Origin of the sequence: Pseudomonas sp. SR18 (genome assembly GCF_023701505.1) — a bacterium.
Classification (GTDB): Bacteria; Pseudomonadota; Gammaproteobacteria; order Pseudomonadales; family Pseudomonadaceae; genus Aquipseudomonas; species Aquipseudomonas cyclaminis.
Window position 1 is genome coordinate 24,393 of the sequence record NZ_JAMQAU010000020.1, and the last position, 17,524, is coordinate 41,916.

The following is a 17,524-nucleotide window of genomic DNA, read 5'->3' on the forward strand; positions in this document are numbered from 1 at the left end:
GGGCCATGATCGTCAAAGGTTCGACGATGCTGGTTTATTTGGCACTCAGCGCCAGTTTGGCAACTTGTGGTGCCGGCTGGTAGCCCGGAATCACCTGGCCGTCAGCCAAAACGATGGCCGGCGTACCGTTCACACCGATGGACTGGCCCAGGGCGAATTGCTTGGAGACCGGATTGGCGCACTTGGCAGCCTTGATTTCCTTGCCGTCGACCATCTTGTCCATGGCCGCTTTCTTGTCGGCCGAGCACCATACGGCTTGCAACTGCTCGTCACCCGGCGAACCCAGGCCCTGGCGCGGGAACGCAACGTAGCGAACTTCCACACCGAGCTTGTTCAGCGCCGGCACTTCGGCGTGCAGCTTGTGGCAGTACGGGCAGGTGGTGTCGGTGAACACCGTGATGTGGGTCTTGGTCTCGCCAATGGCCGGGTAAACCACGGTTTCAGCCACTGGGATACCATTGATCAGCTTGGACACGCCCAGACGCTCGGCTTTCTCGGTCAGGTTGACCGGCTTGCCGTCCTTGAGCTGAAACAGGTAGCCCTGAACGATGTACTGGCCGTCCGCACTGGCGTACAGCACGCGGCTGCCCTTGAGCTTGACTTCATACAGGCCGGCCATCGGGCTGGCGCTGATGCTTTCGATCGGGGTGTCGAGCTGCAGGTTGGCCAGGCTCTTGCGGATGGTCTGCTCGGCAGCGTCATCAGCGACGGCAAAGGTGGAAACCAACGCAATGGCTGCGGCGGCAATAATCTGGGTCAAGCGCATGGGAACTCCTGAAGGCAGATGCAGGGACGGGAAGGAACACCGCGATCTCAGTAGACACGGGCCGGCACCGTCACCTTTGCTAACCGGCAAAGCCTACCACAGTTGGGCCGCAGGGCAGCCCGTGGCGGTATAAATTGGCGGTTTTCAGCCTCGTGGGTGGTGCTTGGCGTGCATATCCTGCAATCGCGCGCGCGCCACATGGGTGTAGATCTGGGTGGTGGATAAGTCGCTGTGCCCGAGCAGCATTTGCACCACGCGCAAATCCGCGCCGTGGTTGAGCAAATGGGTGGCAAATGCATGGCGTAACGTATGGGGCGACAGGCTCTTGCCAATCCCCGCGACCTTGGCCTGGTGCTTAATGCGATGCCAGAACGTCTGGCGGGTCATTTGCTCACCGCGCTGGCTGGGGAACAACACATCACTGGGACGGCCGCCGAGCAACTCGCCACGGGCATCGCGCATATAGCGCTCGACCCACACAATCGCCTCCTCCCCCATCGGCACCAGCCGCTCCTTGCTGCCCTTGCCCATCACCCGCAGCACGCCCTGACGCAGGTTGACCTGCTCCAGCGTCAGGCTGATCAACTCGGTGACCCGCAGGCCACAGGCATACAAGACTTCCAGCATGGCGCGGTCGCGCTGGCCGATAGCCTCGCTGAGGTCGGGCGCGGCAAGCAGAGCATCGACGTCGGCTTCCGACAAGGACTTGGGCAAAGGCCTACCGAGCTGCGGCATATCGACCTGCAGGGTCGGGTCCAGAGCGATGAGTTTTTCCCGCAGCAGATAGCGATAGAAGCCACGTACACCGGAGAGGAATCGCGCAGTGGAACGCGGCTTGTAATTCTGCTCCAGGCGCCAGGCCAAGTGATCGAGGATCAGCTCGCGGCCAGCATTGATCAATTCAAGGTTTTTATCCTGCAACCAGCCGTTGAACAGGGCAAGGTCGCTGCGGTAGGCCTGACGGGTGTTGTCCGACAGGCCCTTTTCCAGCCAGAGGGCATCAAGAAAGCGGTCGATCAGGGGGTGGTCAATGGCAGGCATGAGGGCTCGGGCAAAAATAATGTGGCGTCTGTTAGATCCTATCGTGGGCAAGCCCACTCCCACACTTGTTTTGTATCGCCCCCGCTATTTTGTGTCCGATAAAGATCAAATGTGGGAGGGGCTTGCCCCGATGGCCGCGACTCGGTCTGAATCAGTCAACAAACCCTGGCAACACCGGCACCGGACGCTTGTCGGCATCAATCGCGACAAAACTGAATACGCCCTGGATCGCCTTCTCGCGGCCATCGACACTCATGCTCTCAACGAACACCTCAACCTCCACCTTGAGGCTGGTGTTCCCTACCTTGATAACCCGCCCGATGAGTTCAACGATAGAGCCCGCCGGGATCGCGTGATTGAAGTCGATGCGGTCAGTGGAGACCGTCACCAACGGCAAACGACAGAAGCGCGTGGCGGTGATGAACGACACTTCATCCATCCAGGCCAACGCGGTGCCGCCGAACAGGGTGTTGTGGTGGTTGGTGGTGGGCGGGAATACGGCCTTGGTCACGTGGGTCACGGACAGATCGGTGCGACGCTGGATTTCTTCGGGGCGGGTGGTCATGGACAAATACCGGGGAATGGACAAATTTCAGGCACAAAAAAGCAGCCCGTAGGCTGCTTCTTTCTGCATCGGGAAGCTGGACTTAAGCCAGTTTTTCCTTGATGCGAGCTGCTTTACCGGACAGGTCACGCAGGTAGTACAGCTTGGCTTTACGTACGTCACCGCGACGCTTGACGGCCATGCTGTCGATTTGCGGGCTGTAGGTCTGGAAAGTACGCTCTACGCCAACACCGTTGGAGATTTTACGAACAGTGAAAGCACTGTTCACACCACGGTTACGCTTGGCAATTACCACGCCTTCGAACGCTTGCAGACGCGAACGGTCGCCTTCCTTCACTTTCACCTGAACGACAATAGTGTCGCCCGGGGCAAAGGTAGGGATCTCTTTGGTCATCTGCTCTGCTTCGAGTGCAAGGATGATTTTGTTAGTCATGCTGTGCTCCTAAGGTAAGTCAATGGACCTACCATCGATACGTTGTTAACTATCGTCCCGCGCGAGGATGTATTCCTCGAGCAGCTTCTTCTCTTCTCCAGAAAGCGAGCGGCTTTCCAGAAGATCGGCGCGTCGTTCATAGGTCCGACCAAGGGACTGCTGTAAACGCCAACGCCGGATGTGTGCGTGATTGCCACTTAGCAATACGTCGGGAACACGCTGATCCGCATACACCTCCGGTCGGGTGTAGTGCGGGCAATCCAGCAAACCGTCCGTGAAGGAATCTTCCTCCGCGGAGTCCGCATGCCCTAAAGCTCCAGGCAGCAGTCGTGTAACCGCATCTATCAGGACCATCGCCGGCAGCTCGCCGCCAGACAGGACATAGTCCCCAATCGACCACTCTTCATCGACATGAGCTTCAATAAATCGCTCGTCAATGCCTTCATAGCGACCGGCAATCAGGATTAATGCTTCCTCATTCGCCAGTTCGCGCACCGCCGCCTGTTTCAGCTGACGGCCTTGAGGGGACAGGTAAATTACCTTCGCCTTCTCCCCGGCAGCTGCCTTGGCCTGAACCAACGCGTCTTCCAGGGGCTTGATCTTCATCACCATGCCCGGGCCACCGCCAAATGGGCGATCGTCCACAGTGTGATGTCGATCCGTCGTGTAGTCTCGCGGGTTCCAACAGGTGAGCTGCAAGAGCCCCTGTTTCACCGCCCGACTGGTGATGCCGTACTCGCTGATGGCGGAAAACATCTCGGGAAACAAACTGATCACTTCAATGCGCAAATTAGCCACGCTTAGAAGTCCGCGTCCCATTCCACCTTCATCTCGCCCGCTACCAGGTCGATAGCCAACACACACTGCTCCGTATAGGGCAGCAGGCGTTCGCGATCATCCAGGCTGCCAGCGCAAGGCTTGACCACCATTACATCATTGGCGCCGGTTTCCAGAAGATGATCGATTTTCCCGAACAATTGCCCGAGTTGATCAATAACCTTCAGACCTTCCAGCTGGTACCAGTAGTACTCGCCGTCGGTCAATTCAGGGAACAGGTTGCGCGGCACGCAGATCTCATAACCAGCCAGAAGACGAGCTTCTTCACGATCATCAAGACCCTTGAGCTTCGCGACCAGGAACTTATCGCTCCCGCGTCCGCTGACCAGCTCGACCTGTTTCACACTCCCTTCGCGCCTGAGCGTCCAGGTTTTGTACTGCAACAGGTTTTCAGTCGGATCAGTAAAGGAATACACCTTCACTTCGCCGCGAACGCCATGAACAGAATAAATCTTGCCGATAACGATCAAATCATCAGCAACAGCTGGCGTCGCGTTCATATTGCTCAGGCTGCGGCCTTAGCCGAGTCCTTCAACAACTTAGCAACACGCTCAGACGGTTGTGCACCAACGCTCAGCCAGTAGGCTACGCGCTCTTGGTTCACGGACAGACGGACTTCTTGACCACGAGCGATCGGGTTGAAGAAGCCTACTTGTTCCTTGTGAGAGCCGTCACGTGGGTTGCGGCTGTCAGTTACGGTCAAGTGGTAAAACGGGCGCTTTTTGGAGCCGCCAAGGGCAAGACGGATTGTTAGCATGTGAACATCGTTCCTGTAGTCGGTGCTGCAAATCTAAATGCACAGCGGGCATAGGTGCCCGAAAGGCCGCATATTCTAAGGAATATCCGGACTTTTGCAAATGTCTTTTTCTGGCGCCTATCAGCGTGCCATTCAGATCTGCTAGAGAGCCGTCGGTTAAAACGGCAGGTCAGCCCCCGCCAACGGCGGGTTTGCTGGAGATCCCACATCCCTGTGGGTCGGAGCAGGGGCACGCCCCCGCTCGAATTCTTTACATTTTCGGCATGCCGCCGCCGGGCAACATACCGCCCATGCCGCGCATCATCTTGGCCATTCCGCCTTTGGCGGAGAATTTCTTCATCATCTTCTGCATCTGCTTGTGCTGCTTGATCAAGCGACCGATGTCCTGCACCTGGGTGCCGGAGCCCATGGCGATCCGACGTTTGCGCGAACCGCTGATCAGCTCAGGGTCGCGGCGCTCGGCCGGGGTCATGGAGTTGATGATGGCTTCCATCTGCTTGAACTGCTTCTCTGCCGCGCCCTGGGCATTGCCCATTTGCGCCAGGTTCACACCGCCGATATTCGGCAGCTTGTCCATCAGGCCGCCGAGGCCGCCCATGTTCTTCATTTGTTGCAGCTGGTCACGGAAGTCTTCGAGATCGAAGCCCTTGCCCTTCTTCAGCTTCTTGGCCAGTTTATCGGCCTTGTCCTTGTCGAGGGTCGCTTCGGCCTGTTCGATCAGGCTGAGTACGTCGCCCATGCCAAGGATACGCGAGGCGATACGCTCAGGATGGAACGGTTCGAGCGCTTCGCTCTTCTCGCCCATACCGATGAACTTGATCGGCTTGCCAGTGATGGCACGCACCGACAGCGCAGCACCGCCACGGGCGTCGCCGTCGACCTTGGTGAGGATCACGCCGGTCAGCGGCAGTGCATCACCGAAAGCCTTGGCGGTGTTGGCCGCATCCTGACCGGTCATGGCGTCGACCACGAACAGCGTCTCGACCGGGTTGATCGCGGCATGCAACGCCTTGATCTCGCCCATCATCTCTTCGTCGATGTGCAGGCGACCGGCGGTATCGACGATCACGACATCAATGAACTTGAGCTTGGCTTCTTTAATAGCCGCGTTGGCAATGTCGACCGGCTTCTGGCTCAGGTCGGACGGGAAGAAGGTCACGCCGACTTCGCCCGCCAGCATTTCCAACTGTTTAATGGCCGCCGGACGGTATACGTCGGCCGACACCACCATGACAGACTTCTTCTTGCGCTCTTTAAGGAAGCGCGCCAGCTTGCCGGCGGTGGTGGTTTTACCCGCACCCTGCAGGCCCGCCATCAGCACGACAGCCGGTGGCACGGCGCTGAGGTTCAGGTCTTCGTTGGCAGCGCCCATCAGGCTTTCGAGTTCGGCCTGGACGATCTTCACAAAAGCCTGGCCCGGCGTCAGGCTGCGGGACACTTCGGTGCCCACTGCGCGCTCTTTGACCGAGTTGACGAAGTCCTTGACCACAGGCAGGGCCACGTCGGCTTCCAGCAACGCCATGCGTACTTCACGCAGGGTGTCTTTAATATTGTCCTCGGTCAGCTTGGCCTTGCCGGTTACGTGGCGCAGCGTCTGCGAGAGACGGTCAGTCAAGTTTTCAAACATGCGCGATCCTTTCAGGCCCCATTCATCGAAATGCATTGGTAGACCGAGGTAATGACGGCCCAGGCTGTGGTAAATCGCTATTAAAAACAGCGCTCGGCGAGCCTGCGGCGTGGGCAGGTCGCGGATTATAGCGAAGACTGCGCCCATGCACACCCGCTGTCTGGTCCTGGAGTCTTTCGTGGAACGCAGGTGTATGCCAAACTCAGCGCCTTTCGGGCTTGTCTATCAGGATTTATGGTCCCCTTGTCACCCAGTTTGCTACCCAGCCTCGCCGCCGCCATTTTGTATGCCGCTGCGACCCTCTATCAGGGCACTCGTCTTGCCCAAGGCACCAAGGCAGACAAACGCCTGCTGGTCGGCCTCGGCGTCCTCGCCCTGCTGGCCCATGCCGCGAGCCTGTTTACCCACCTGATGACGCCGGTTGGCCTGGGCCTGGACTTTTTCAGCGCCGCCAGCCTGATCGCTGCTGCGGTCATTGCCCTGACGCTGATGGCCTGTTATCGGATTCCCGTCGAGAACCTGTTGGTCCTGCTCTTCCCGTTGGGCGTGCTGACGGTGCTGCTGGCACAATTCGCCCCCACCGGCACCGTGCAGGTGATCGACGAAGAACCCGGCATCCTCGCGCATATCCTGTTATCGATCCTGGCCTACGGCATGTTCACCATCGCGGTGTTCCAGGCCCTGCTCCTGCTGTTGCAAGACCATCAGCTCAAGCACAAGCACCCTTCCGGCCTGATCAAGAATTTCCCGCCGCTGCAAACCATGGAAAGCCTGCTGTTCGGTTTTCTGTGGGCCGGCTGGACACTCCTCTCGCTGTCGCTGATTTCCGGCTGGCTGTTCGTGGAGAACCTGTTTGCCCAGCATCTGGTGCACAAAACCCTGCTGGCGTGCCTGGCCTGGGTGGTGTTCAGCGTGTTGCTGTGGGGCCGCAACCGCCTCGGCTGGCGTGGGCACAAGGCGATCCGCTGGACCCTGGCCGGTTTCTGCCTGCTGATGCTGGCCTATTTCGGCAGCAAGCTGGTTCGCGAATACATCCTGCATATCTGACGGGCAGCAATCATGGATAACCTGCCCTTAGGGCCGATGCTCGCAGTAATCGCCTTGCTGGTGTTATGGGCCGGGCTGTTTACCGCCATTGAAGCGGCACAACACCACTTGCTCGCCCTGCGCCCCGGTACACGCCAGGGTGATAAAGCGGCCGCCCGCCTGAACTTCCCGCGTAACAGCCTGATCCTGTGCAACAGCCTGTGTCGCGCCGCCGTGGTGATTCTCTGCACGCTGCTGGCGATCTATGCCTGGGCGCTGAATGGTCCTTGGCTCGGCTGGCTGATTTCCTGCGTACTCCTGCTGGTGCTGGCCGATTACCTACCTCGCGCCCTGGCTATCCGCCATCCGCACGCGGTGCTGGGCTTTGGCAATACGTTGCTGGGCGTGCCGTTGAAAATCCTCTACCCCGCAGCCTGGCTGCTCAATGGCATCAGCCTGCTGTTGTTGCGCCCGTTTGCACGAAAATCCGGCGCGGTGAAAAAGAGCGACGAGCCTCTGCCCGGTCACGATCACGATCACGATGACGAACCCGAGCCCGACGCCGACCACACCCCTCGCATGCCCGGCATCCACGCCTTGGACAACATCACCGTCAATGACATCCTGGTGCCCCGCAGCGAAGTGGACGGCATCAACCTCGACGACTCGATCGAAGCCATCATCGAACAGCTGCGCATCTCGCCACGCACACGCCTGCCGGTGTTTCACAGTGATATCAACCAGGTCCAGGCCGTGCTCAATACCCGGCAGGTCAAGCATCTGCTGCCCGACGCCAGCCTGACCAAAGAGGCGCTGCTCGCCGCCTGCCACGAACCCTACTTCGTCCCGGAAAGCACGCCTCTGCAACTGCAACTGCTGAACTTCCACAAACAGCAGCGACGTCTGGGCATGGTGGTGGATGAGTATGGCGAAGTGCTGGGCATCGTGACCCTTGAGGACATCCTCGAAGAAATCGTCGGTGAATTCGAAAGTGAACAGGGCACGGACAACCCGCATATCGAAGCGCAACCCGATGGCCGCTACATCATTGATGGCGCCGCCTCGATCCGCGAACTGAACAAGAGCCTGGGCTGGCACCTGCCCAGCGACGGCCCCAAGACCCTCAACGGCCTGGTGACCGAAGCGCTGGAGACCATTCCGGATTGCGCGGTGTGCCTGAAAATCGGCCGCTACCGCCTGGAAATCCTTGAAACCGAGGACAACCGCGTGGCCAAGGTGCTGATCTGGCACACCAGCCGGATACCCGTCGCCGCGTAACTGCCTGACGGTGAACAGCCCCCTCCCACATTTTGATTTGCGGCGTGTCGGCTCTTGTTGTAATTCCAGACCCCTTCCTATAATCCCTGCGGCTTACTCAAGCTTCGCCCGACCGCGCACAACCCTGATCCACGGGTGTTCGACCAATAATAATCCGCGTCCAAACGCGCAATGACTGTCAGGGATAACTCAATGAGCACCACCTATAACGAGGCCGCGACCGCCGCCCCGACCAACTCGACTGCACGGGTCGCCACGGCGAGCATCGTCGGCACCGCCATCGAGTTCTACGACTTCTATATCTACGCCACCGCCGCAGCCCTGGTGATCGGCCCGGTGTTCTTCCCGCAGACCTCCGGCACCGCGCAGATGCTGGCGTCGTTCCTGACTTTCGGCATCGCCTTCATCGCCCGCCCACTGGGCTCGGCGCTGTTCGGCCACTTTGGTGACCGTATCGGCCGCAAGTCCACGTTGGTGGCCTCGCTGCTGCTGATGGGCGTGTGCACGACGCTGATCGGCTTGCTGCCGGGCTACGACACCATCGGGGCCTGGGCACCGATCCTGTTGTGCGTGCTGCGCTTCGGCCAAGGCCTTGGGCTGGGCGGGGAATGGGGCGGCGCGGCACTGCTGGCCACCGAGAACGCTCCGAAAGGCAAACGCGCCTGGTTCGGCATGTTCCCGCAGCTTGGCCCATCGATCGGGTTTCTGGCGGCCAACGGCCTGTTCCTGATCCTGGCCATGAGCCTTGACGACGAGCAATTCCGCAGTTGGGGTTGGCGCATCCCGTTTATCCTCAGCGCCGCGCTGGTGATGGTCGGCCTGTATGCACGGTTGAAGCTGCATGAAACCCCGGTGTTCGCCAACGCCGTGGCCAAGGAAAAACCGGTCAAGGTGCCGCTGGTGGAATTGTTCAGCCAGCATTGGCTGCCCGTACTGCTGGGCGCCGCGTCGATGGTGGTGTGCTATGCGCTGTTCTATATCACCACGGCGTTTTCCCTGAGCTACGGCGTGTCGACCTTGGGCTACAGCCGCGAAACCTTCCTTGGCCTGCTGTGCTTCGCGGTGCTGTTCATGGGGTTGGCCACACCGCTGGCAGCCTTGGCCAGTGATCGCTATGGACGCAGGCCGGTGCTGATCGTCGGCGCGATTCTCGCCATCCTGTCCGGCTTCACCATGGAACCCTTGCTGACCCACGGTTCGACCTGGGCCGTGGCGCTGTTCCTGGCGCTGGAGCTGTTCCTGATGGGTGTGACCTTCGCGCCGATGGGCGCGATGCTGCCGGAACTGTTCCCGACACGCGTGCGTTATACCGGGGCTTCGGCGGCGTATAACCTGGGTGGGATTGTGGGCGCTTCGGCGGCACCGTTTTTCGCGACCAAACTGGTGGCGATGGGCGGGCTGAGTTATGTCGGCGGGTATGTGTCGGCGGCAGCGTTGCTCAGCTTGATTGCTGTGCTGTGCCTGAAAGAGACGCGGGATAATGATTTGAACAAGGTGGCCTGATAGACCGCTATCGGGGGCAAGTCGAATCGTCGCACCGCCCCCGATGCTTTTAGAGCTCTACCACAACAGCCTGGGAAGCCCGGGTGGCCTTGGCCCGAGCCGCTTCAATCGACTCATCCCGCGCCAACGCCACGCCCATGCGGCGCTGGCCATTCACTTCTGGCTTACCAAACAGACGCAACGCCGTGTCCGGCTCGCTCAGTGCCGCGCCGAGGTTGGCAAAGGCGGTCTGCGTCGATTGCCCTTCCACCAGAATCACCGCTGACGCCGAAGGCCCGAACTGACGGATCAGCGGGATTGGCAGGCCCAGGATGGCGCGTGCGTGCAGGGCAAACTGCGACAGATCCTGAGAAATCAAGGTCACCAGACCGGTGTCGTGCGGGCGCGGCGACACTTCGCTGAACCACACCTGATCACCCTTGATGAACAATTCCACACCAAACAGACCGCGACCACCCAAGGCCTCGGTCACGGCTTTGGCAACCCGCTCGGACTCAGCCAAGGCAACCGGGCTCATGGCCTGAGGCTGCCAGGACTCTTGATAATCGCCCTTCTCCTGACGGTGACCGACCGGCGCGCAGAAGGTGGTGCCGCCGACGTGACGCACGGTCAGCAGAGTGATTTCGTAGTCGAAGTCGATAAACCCTTCGATGATCACCCGACCCTTGCCGGCACGCCCGCCTTCCTGGGCGTAATCCCAGGCTTTCTGCACGTCGTCAGCGCTGCGCAGCAGGCTCTGGCCCTTGCCCGACGAACTCATCACCGGCTTGACCACGCAGGGGAAGCCCAGGTCCTGGACAGCCTTGCTGTAGTCTTCGAAGGTGTCGGCGAAGTGGTACGGCGAGGTGGGCAGATCCAGCTCTTCAGCAGCCAGGCGACGAATGCCCTCACGGTTCATGGTCAGCAGCGCTGCACGGGCGGTAGGGATCACGGTGAAACCTTCGGCTTCCAGTTCCACCAGCGTACCGGTGGCGATGGCTTCGATTTCCGGCACGATGAAGTGCGGCTTCTCGGCTTCGATCACTGCACGCAGGGCGGCGCCGTCGAGCATATTGATCACATGGCTGCGATGCGCCACTTGCATGGCCGGTGCGTCGGCGTAGCGATCCACGGCAATCACTTCAACGCCCAGGCGTTGCAGCTCGATTACCACTTCCTTGCCCAGCTCACCGCAGCCACACATCAATACGCGGGTCGCGGTTGGCGACAATGGAGTTCCGATTCGGGTCATCTCAGGTCCTCAGGGGAGCGGATCATGGGGAGAAAGGCCGGCATTTTACATGAACTGTAAAAATTGGCCTCAGTTGGCGACGGCGCGCTTGCGAATGCGCCAGGCCATGATCAACCAGACCGCCGTCACACCGGCGAATTTCGAGGCCAGGGCGGTGCCCACCACTGCGGGCGTCAGGGCACCGATCAGGCCGAAGAAGATAAACGTATCGAGGGGAATGCTCAGCGCCGAACTTATCCACAGGCGATCGTGGAGTGGGCGCTTGGTGATGCTGAACACCAGCCAGTCGATGCATTCGGACACCGCGAAAGCCGTGGCACTGGCCAGGGCGATGGCCGGGTCGGAAGTGACATAGGACAGCACCAGCGCCGCCAGCATGGCGACGATCGCACCATGGCCGAAGCGGGTTTGCACCATGTCGCGCAGGATGAAGACCAGCCCACCCCAGGCGGACCAGATTACGTCCAGGTGCGGGGCGGTGGAGAAGGCGAAGTTGATCAGCACGACGCTGCTGATGTAGGCGATCAGGAAGAGCATGGGGCGAGGGACCTGTGAACAAGGGGCACAGGGTACTTCACATTTGGAAATATGTCGTCTGGGAGGGCCTCATCGGGGGCAAGCCCCCTCCCACATTTTGATCTGTGAATACATTCAATTGTGGGAGGGGGCTTGCCCCCGATGGCGATCTATCAGGCGCCGGATTTACCAGAAACCATAAACACCAATCCACCCGCCACCGCCCGCTCATGGCACAACCCCAGCACCACCCGGCGCTCGGTGTTATCCATACGACTCCAACGGGTAATCTCATCCACCGTCCGCTGGCAGCCAGTGCAGATATCGTCATCGTCCAGCGCGCAAATGCTCACGCACGGCGAGGCGACGGGGCGTTCAGTCGGGTTCATTCTGACTGCTCGGCCAGGTCACGGGCATACCGCTGCGAGTTATGCACATAGTGCGCGGCGCTGGCTTCGAGCATGCGCTTCTGCGCGTCCGTCAACTCGCGCACCACTTTGCCCGGCGAGCCCATTACCAGCGAACCGTCGGGAATTTCCTTGCCTTCGCCGATCAGCGAATTGGCGGCGATGATGCAGTGCTTGCCGATTTTCGCGCCGTTGAGGATCACCGCATTGATGCCGATCAGGCTGTAATCGTCCACGGTGCAGCCGTGCAGCATGGCGTTATGGCCAATGGTCACGCCGGTGCCCAAGGTCAGCGGGAAGCCCATGTCCGTGTGCATCACGCTGCCGTCCTGCACGTTGCTGTTCTTGCCGATCAGGATCAGTTCGTTGTCGCCACGCAATACCGCGTTGAACCAGACATTGGCGCCCTCCTCCAGCTTGACCTTGCCCACCAGCGTGGCATTGGGTGCCACCCAGCTGTTGGGGTGCGTCTCGACGCGGGCGTCGCCCAGGCGGTATTTCATGGTGTGTCCTCACGGCTCGCCATTCAAACGATGGCTTTAGATATTGATGAAGCTTTTAGGCGGCTGGTGCAGGCTGATCTGGGCGTCGTCATAGAGCAGGTTGATCAGCTCGACGATCATGATCGCCGTCAGCCCCCAGATCTTGTACTCGCCAAACCGATAGCTGGGCACGTACCAACTGCGCCCCTGGTAATCGATTCTGTGGGTATGTTCACGCGGATCCTGTCGGAAAAAATCCAGGGGCACGCTGAACACGGCGGCGATTTCGGCATCGTTGGCCAGGTACTCGACGTAATCGGGGATCACACCGACATAAGGCGTGACGCGAATACCGTGCAGGGAAATCAGGGGGCTCAACGGGCCAATCACTTCGACCAGGCCGGGCGGCAGGCCGATTTCCTCTTCGGCCTCACGCAGGGCGGTGAAAATCAGGTCCGGGTCTTCGGGGTCGCGGCGACCGCCGGGAAACGCCACTTCGCCACCGTGGGTCGACAGGCCGCTGGCGCGCAGGGTCAGGATCAGCTCAGGTTCGTCACTGCGGGTAATCGGCACCAGCACCGCGGCCTCGGGGAAACGCCCGTCGGTTTCCAGCGTATGGGGGGTGTGGTTGCTTACCCGGCGAAGTAGCTCGTCCAGCATGAGTCATCTCGGTCTGTTGGCTACCAAGCATCATGCACCAAAGCGGGCGGGCGCCCAACCCCAAAACCCGGCGGGTGTCGCTAAACGACAACTTGCAGGCCCCCGCCCGCCACGCCAAGATAGGCGCACTTTCCAGGAACCCCAGCATGAAATTCTGCAGCCAGTGCGGCAAACCGGTGTCCCAACGCATTCCCGAAGGCGACGGGCGCCTGCGTTTTGTGTGTGATCACTGCTCGACCATTCACTACCAGAACCCCAATATCGTCGCCGGGACCGTACCGGTGTGGGGCGACAAGGTGCTGTTGTGCCGCCGCGCCATCGAGCCGCGCCTGGGTTACTGGACCTTGCCCGCAGGCTTTATGGAAAACGGCGAGACCGTCGAACAGGCCGCCACCCGCGAAACCCTGGAAGAAGCCTGCGCCCGCGTGCGCAACCTGGCGATCTACACCCTCATCGACGTGCCGCACATCAACCAGGTGCATATCTTCTACCGCGCCGAGCTGGTCGACCTGGACTACGCTGCAGGTCCCGAAAGCCTTGAAGTGCAGCTGTTCGACGAAGCCGACATCCCTTGGTCCGAGCTGGCTTTCCGCACGGTGGCACGTACCTTAGAATGCTTTTTCGCTGACCGCCGCGAACAGTCCTACCCGGTGCGCAGCGAGGCTGTGCCGCCGATGGGCAAGCCCGCCCAATAATAATCCGGCATCAAGGGAAATCGTTTCAATGCGTTGGTTGCTTGCTCTGCTCTGCCTGTCGTTCGCCACGCTGTCGCCGGCTTCCACCGTGGAGACCCTGGGCGGCAAAACCGTCGAAAAAGTCCTGGTGCTCAAGTCCGCCCATCAGTTGCAACTGATCAACGACGGCAAACCCTTCAAGACCTACCGCATTTCCCTGGGTAAAAACCCCAAGGGCCACAAGCTGATCGAGGGCGACCGCCGCACTCCGGAAGGCCTGTACTGGATCGACTGGCGCAAGACCAGCGAGCGCTTCAACCTGGCCATGCACATCTCCTACCCCAATATCAGCGACGCCGCCCGCGCACGCCGCGAAGGGGTGAAGCCCGGCAGCATGATCATGATCCACGGCACCCCCGACACCGAAGACTACCCGGAACAGTGGTTCCACACCCTGGACTGGACCGACGGCTGCATCGGCATGCGCAACGTGGACATGCGTGAAGTCTGGACCCTGGTCAAAGACGGCACCCTGATCGAGATCCGGCCGTAATCAGCGACCGCTCGTAAAATAATTCAAAAAAAATCCCCGCCTCTCACAACGCCTGCCGGTGAATACCAGTTCACCGCGCGGGCTGCGCTTTTCTGCGCGCCATAAAGACCTCTCTAATACCACTTGAGACCAAGCCCCGTTATAGGGCCAAGAAAGCCGTATCTGCACCGTTTTGGCAGGATTGACATGGTATTTAAGTGGTATTAATTTTCGGCCAATACCGGGCGACAACACTCCAATAACGCATCGGAAACCTGACAGATGAATCCCATCCTGGCCCTACGCCCAGACGACAAGCAATCCACCCCGCTGTACCTGCAATTGGCCCGCAAGCTCGAAGCCGCCATTCATGCCGGCGAGTGGAAGTCCGAACAGGCACTGCCGTCGGAACGCGTCCTCAGCGAGCAGTTGAGCATCTCGCGGGTCACCGCCCGCAAGGCGCTGGAAGTGTTGTTTGCCCAAGGCCTGATCCGCCGCAGCCAGGGCTCCGGCACCTTTATCACTCCACGCCTGGAGCAGCCGCTGTCGCGCCTGTCGGGCTTCAGCGAGATGTTGCGCCTCAAGGGCTTTGTGCCCAGCTCACAATGGCTGGAACGCGACATCACCCCGCCGACCCACGAAGAACTGATCCGCCTGGCCCTGTCGCCCACCGACAAAGTGGCGCGCCTCAAGCGTTTGCGTAAAGCCGACGACACCGTCATGGCCATTGAGATGACCACCCTGCCCGCCTCGGTGCTGCCGCAACCGCAAGCCATCGGCAGCTCGCTGTACGAGTACCTGGAAAGTATCGGCAAGCCCATCGTGCGTGCCCTGCAGCATATCCAGGCGGTCAACGCCTCGGACGAGTTCGCCGCCCTGGTGGGCATCGCCCCCGGCACCGCCATGCTGCTGATGACCCGCGTGGGCTACACCGCCGACAACACGCCGATCGAGATCACCGACACCTACTGCCGCAACGATTACTACGACTTTGTCGCAGAGCTGCGTCGATACGACTTTGCCGCCGAGTTGCGGCCTTAGAGAACTGCCCATGTCCGAAGACAATATCCTCACGCCCCACGGCTGGATTCGCGGCCGCCTGGTGCACCACGAAGGCAAGGTCAGCGCCGTCGAAGGTGTGCCTTGCGATCCGGCCGACAACGACCTGCCCTACTTGCTGCCGGGTTTTATCGACCTGCATGTGCACGGTGGCGGCGGCAAGGACATCATGGAAGGCATCGACGCCTTCGAGACCATCACCCGCACCCATGTGCGCTTCGGCACCACCTCGCTGCTGGCCACCACCATGACTGCCCCGGTCGAGGAAATCTCCCGGGTGCTCGGTGAACTCGGCCAGTTCTGCGAACACCGCCCGGCCGGCAGCGCCCGTGTACTGGGCGTACACCTGGAAGGTCCCTACATCAATCCCGGCAAACTTGGCGCGCAACCCAACTTCGCCCACACCGCATTGATGGCCGAGGTCGAGGAATATTTGCGCCTGGCACCGATCCGGGTGATCACCATAGCCCCGGAAATCGCCGGCCATGACGGCCTGATCCGCGCCCTCAGCCAACGCGGCGTGCGCATGCAAATCGGCCACACCCTGGGCAGCTATGAGGAAGGCGTCGCCGCCCTGGCTGCCGGCGCGACCAGTTTCACCCATTTGTACAACGCCATGAGCCCGCTGCATCACCGCGAGCCGGGCATCGTCGGCGCGGCATTGGCTCATGCGACCTACGCAGAACTGATCCCGGACCTGCTGCACGTGCACCCCGGCGCCATGCGCGTGGCCCTGCGCTCGATCCCGTGCCTGTACTGCGTCACCGACTCCACCGCCGCCGCCGGCATGCCCGACGGTGAGTACAAGCTGGGCAGCCACACCGTGACCAAATGCCTGGGCGGCGTACGCCTGGCCGACGGCACCCTGGCCGGCAGCACCCTGACCATGGATCAGGCGCTGCGCAACCTGGTGAAGATCGGCCTGCCTGTCAACGAAGCCTCACAGCGCCTGTCGCAATTTCCGGCGGACTATCTGGGTCTGGAACAACGCGGCCGCCTGCAACCCGGCAGCTTTGCCGACTGCGTACGCCTGGACCGCTCCCTGCACCTCACCGACGTAATGGTCGAAGGAGAAACCATTGACTTCAAAAATGCTTGAAGAGGCCCTGGCCTCCTGTGAGGCCGTCGCGGCGCAACTGCAACGCCTGAACCCGATACTCGAAGAGATCGCCGGACGCCTGCGCCGCCAGCCGCCGCAAGTGGCGATGACCATCGCCCGTGGCAGCTCGGACCACGCCGCCAGCTACTTCGCCTACCTGGCCATGCAGCACGTGGGCGTTCCGGTGGCGTCGTTGCCGATGTCCGTGGTGACGCTGTCCCAGGCGCCGCTGAAGGTCAGCGGTCAGGTGGCTTTCGGGTTCTCCCAGTCGGGGCAGAGCCCGGACCTGGTCAACAGCCTGCGCCTGCTGCGCAAGCGCGGGGCCTTGAGTGTGTCGATGGTCAATGCCGAAGACTCGCCCCTGGAAGCCGCCTGCGAATTCCATGTGCCACTGTGCGCAGGCCCCGAGCGCAGCGTGGCCGCGACCAAGAGCTTTATCGCCACCTTGAGCGCCAGCGCCCAGTTGGTCGGCCACTGGAATCACGAAGACGGCCTGCTCGACGCCTGCGATGCCTTGCCCGCCGGCCTGCGCGAAGCGGCGACTCAGGACTGGAGCCTGGCCATCCTCGCCCTGCGCGACTGCCAACGCCTGATGGTCATCGGCCGTGGCGCCGGGTTTGCCATCGCCCAGGAAGCCGCGCTCAAACTCAAGGAAACCTCGGCGATCCAGGCCGAAGCCTTCAGCAGCGCCGAAGTGCGCCACGGCCCGATGGCGTTGATTGATGACAACTACCCGCTGCTGGTATTCGCCCCACGCGGCGCCGAACAGCCGGGCCTGCTGACCCTGGCCGCGGAAATGCGCCAACGTGGCGCCCGAGTACTGCTGGCCGCGCCCGACGATATCGACGAACGCGACCTGACCTTGAGCCGTGCCGAACACCCGGCACTGGACCCGATCCTGGCGATCCAGAGCTTCTATGTGATGGCTGCAGGTTTGGCCCAGGCCCGGGGCATGGACCCGGACCAGCCCCGTCACCTGAGCAAAGTCACTCGCACCCATTGAGTTGATTTCCGTCGTTTCCTGATGAGTA

Annotated in this window: 21 protein-coding genes; 8 read left to right on the forward strand and 13 right to left on the reverse strand. The window is 60.9% G+C overall.

The features are described from left to right. Positions 1–34 precede the first annotated feature (34 nt). The 8 genes from NDJ82_RS23880 to ffh form a co-directional block, all read right to left on the reverse strand. On the reverse strand, positions 35–766 hold the full coding sequence (locus NDJ82_RS23880; RefSeq protein ID WP_003175893.1) for a thioredoxin fold domain-containing protein: 732 nt from the start codon (positions 764–766) through the stop codon (positions 35–37). Positions 767–910: 144 nt separating this feature from the next. Continuing rightward, positions 911–1,807: a site-specific tyrosine recombinase XerD gene (gene xerD / locus NDJ82_RS23885; protein WP_191947311.1), complete on the reverse strand. Its 897-nt coding sequence runs from the start codon at positions 1,805–1,807 to the stop codon at positions 911–913. Between the two features lie 151 nt (positions 1,808–1,958). Continuing rightward, on the reverse strand, positions 1,959–2,372 hold the full coding sequence (locus tag NDJ82_RS23890; RefSeq protein ID WP_250926422.1) for an acyl-CoA thioesterase: 414 nt from the start codon (positions 2,370–2,372) through the stop codon (positions 1,959–1,961). 82 nt (positions 2,373–2,454) lie between these two features. After that, positions 2,455–2,805: a 50S ribosomal protein L19 gene (rplS, locus tag NDJ82_RS23895; protein WP_003175895.1), complete on the reverse strand. Its 351-nt coding sequence runs from the start codon at positions 2,803–2,805 to the stop codon at positions 2,455–2,457. A gap of 45 nt (positions 2,806–2,850) precedes the next feature. Further along, positions 2,851–3,624: a tRNA (guanosine(37)-N1)-methyltransferase TrmD gene (gene trmD, locus NDJ82_RS23900; RefSeq protein WP_024077235.1), complete on the reverse strand. Its 774-nt coding sequence runs from the start codon at positions 3,622–3,624 to the stop codon at positions 2,851–2,853. Then, positions 3,606–4,142, reverse strand: coding sequence for a ribosome maturation factor RimM (rimM, locus tag NDJ82_RS23905; protein WP_099585574.1), 537 nt, complete (start codon positions 4,140–4,142; stop codon positions 3,606–3,608). The genes trmD and rimM overlap by 19 nt, the downstream gene beginning before the upstream one ends. Before the next feature lie 5 nt (positions 4,143–4,147). Next, positions 4,148–4,399, reverse strand: coding sequence for a 30S ribosomal protein S16 (gene rpsP / locus NDJ82_RS23910; RefSeq protein WP_003238923.1), 252 nt, complete (start codon positions 4,397–4,399; stop codon positions 4,148–4,150). Positions 4,400–4,649: 250 nt separating this feature from the next. Beyond that, a complete protein-coding gene (ffh, locus tag NDJ82_RS23915) occupies positions 4,650–6,026 on the reverse strand; it encodes a signal recognition particle protein (RefSeq protein ID WP_003193965.1) in 1,377 nt (458 codons plus the stop codon). Positions 6,027–6,260: 234 nt separating this feature from the next. Between ffh and NDJ82_RS23920 the strand changes: the two genes are divergently transcribed. The 3 genes from NDJ82_RS23920 to NDJ82_RS23930 all read left to right on the forward strand — a co-directional run bounded on the left by NDJ82_RS23920 (position 6,261) and on the right by NDJ82_RS23930 (position 9,833). Then, on the forward strand, positions 6,261–7,073 hold the full coding sequence (locus NDJ82_RS23920) for a cytochrome C assembly family protein (RefSeq protein ID WP_099585575.1): 813 nt from the start codon (positions 6,261–6,263) through the stop codon (positions 7,071–7,073). 12 nt (positions 7,074–7,085) lie between these two features. Further along, positions 7,086–8,330 carry a transporter associated domain-containing protein gene (locus NDJ82_RS23925; protein WP_158877163.1) on the forward strand — a complete coding sequence of 415 codons (1,245 nt, stop codon included), beginning with the start codon at positions 7,086–7,088 and terminating at the stop codon, positions 8,328–8,330. A 192-nt stretch (positions 8,331–8,522) separates the two neighbouring features. Then, positions 8,523–9,833, forward strand: a complete 1,311-nt coding sequence (locus NDJ82_RS23930) for an MFS transporter (RefSeq protein ID WP_099585577.1) — start codon at positions 8,523–8,525, stop codon at positions 9,831–9,833. Between the two features lie 49 nt (positions 9,834–9,882). Here NDJ82_RS23930 and purT read toward each other — a convergent pair whose 3' ends face one another. The 5 genes from purT to NDJ82_RS23955 all read right to left on the reverse strand — a co-directional run bounded on the left by purT (position 9,883) and on the right by NDJ82_RS23955 (position 13,129). Then, complete coding sequence (gene purT / locus NDJ82_RS23935; RefSeq protein ID WP_250926423.1) at positions 9,883–11,064, reverse strand: formate-dependent phosphoribosylglycinamide formyltransferase; 1,182 nt, start codon at positions 11,062–11,064, stop codon at positions 9,883–9,885. Positions 11,065–11,133: 69 nt separating this feature from the next. Then, positions 11,134–11,601, reverse strand: a complete 468-nt coding sequence (locus tag NDJ82_RS23940) for a VUT family protein (protein ID WP_099585579.1) — start codon at positions 11,599–11,601, stop codon at positions 11,134–11,136. Positions 11,602–11,753: 152 nt separating this feature from the next. After that, positions 11,754–11,969, reverse strand: a complete 216-nt coding sequence (locus NDJ82_RS23945; protein ID WP_158877165.1) for a DUF1289 domain-containing protein — start codon at positions 11,967–11,969, stop codon at positions 11,754–11,756. Continuing rightward, positions 11,966–12,490: a gamma carbonic anhydrase family protein gene (locus NDJ82_RS23950; RefSeq protein WP_250926424.1), complete on the reverse strand. Its 525-nt coding sequence runs from the start codon at positions 12,488–12,490 to the stop codon at positions 11,966–11,968. The genes NDJ82_RS23945 and NDJ82_RS23950 overlap by 4 nt, the downstream gene beginning before the upstream one ends. 36 nt (positions 12,491–12,526) lie before the next feature. Next, positions 12,527–13,129: a CoA pyrophosphatase gene (locus NDJ82_RS23955; RefSeq protein ID WP_033898592.1), complete on the reverse strand. Its 603-nt coding sequence runs from the start codon at positions 13,127–13,129 to the stop codon at positions 12,527–12,529. Between the two features lie 146 nt (positions 13,130–13,275). Here NDJ82_RS23955 and NDJ82_RS23960 point away from each other — a divergent pair, with 146 nt between their 5' ends. From NDJ82_RS23960 to NDJ82_RS23980, 5 genes are all read left to right on the forward strand, one after another. Further along, positions 13,276–13,824, forward strand: a complete 549-nt coding sequence (locus NDJ82_RS23960) for an NUDIX hydrolase (protein WP_099585582.1) — start codon at positions 13,276–13,278, stop codon at positions 13,822–13,824. A gap of 28 nt (positions 13,825–13,852) precedes the next feature. Further along, positions 13,853–14,356 carry a L,D-transpeptidase family protein gene (locus NDJ82_RS23965; protein ID WP_099585583.1) on the forward strand — a complete coding sequence of 168 codons (504 nt, stop codon included), beginning with the start codon at positions 13,853–13,855 and terminating at the stop codon, positions 14,354–14,356. A 261-nt stretch (positions 14,357–14,617) separates the two neighbouring features. Then, positions 14,618–15,376: a GntR family transcriptional regulator gene (locus NDJ82_RS23970; RefSeq protein WP_099585584.1), complete on the forward strand. Its 759-nt coding sequence runs from the start codon at positions 14,618–14,620 to the stop codon at positions 15,374–15,376. 10 nt (positions 15,377–15,386) lie between these two features. Further along, positions 15,387–16,493, forward strand: coding sequence for an N-acetylglucosamine-6-phosphate deacetylase (gene nagA, locus NDJ82_RS23975; RefSeq protein ID WP_099585585.1), 1,107 nt, complete (start codon positions 15,387–15,389; stop codon positions 16,491–16,493). After that, the gene (locus tag NDJ82_RS23980; protein WP_502941246.1) at positions 16,486–17,496 is read left to right on the forward strand and encodes an SIS domain-containing protein; all 1,011 of its coding nucleotides are present in this window, start codon (positions 16,486–16,488) and stop codon (positions 17,494–17,496) included. Before nagA ends, NDJ82_RS23980 begins: the two co-directional genes overlap by 8 nt. Positions 17,497–17,524: the final 28 nt, after the last annotated feature.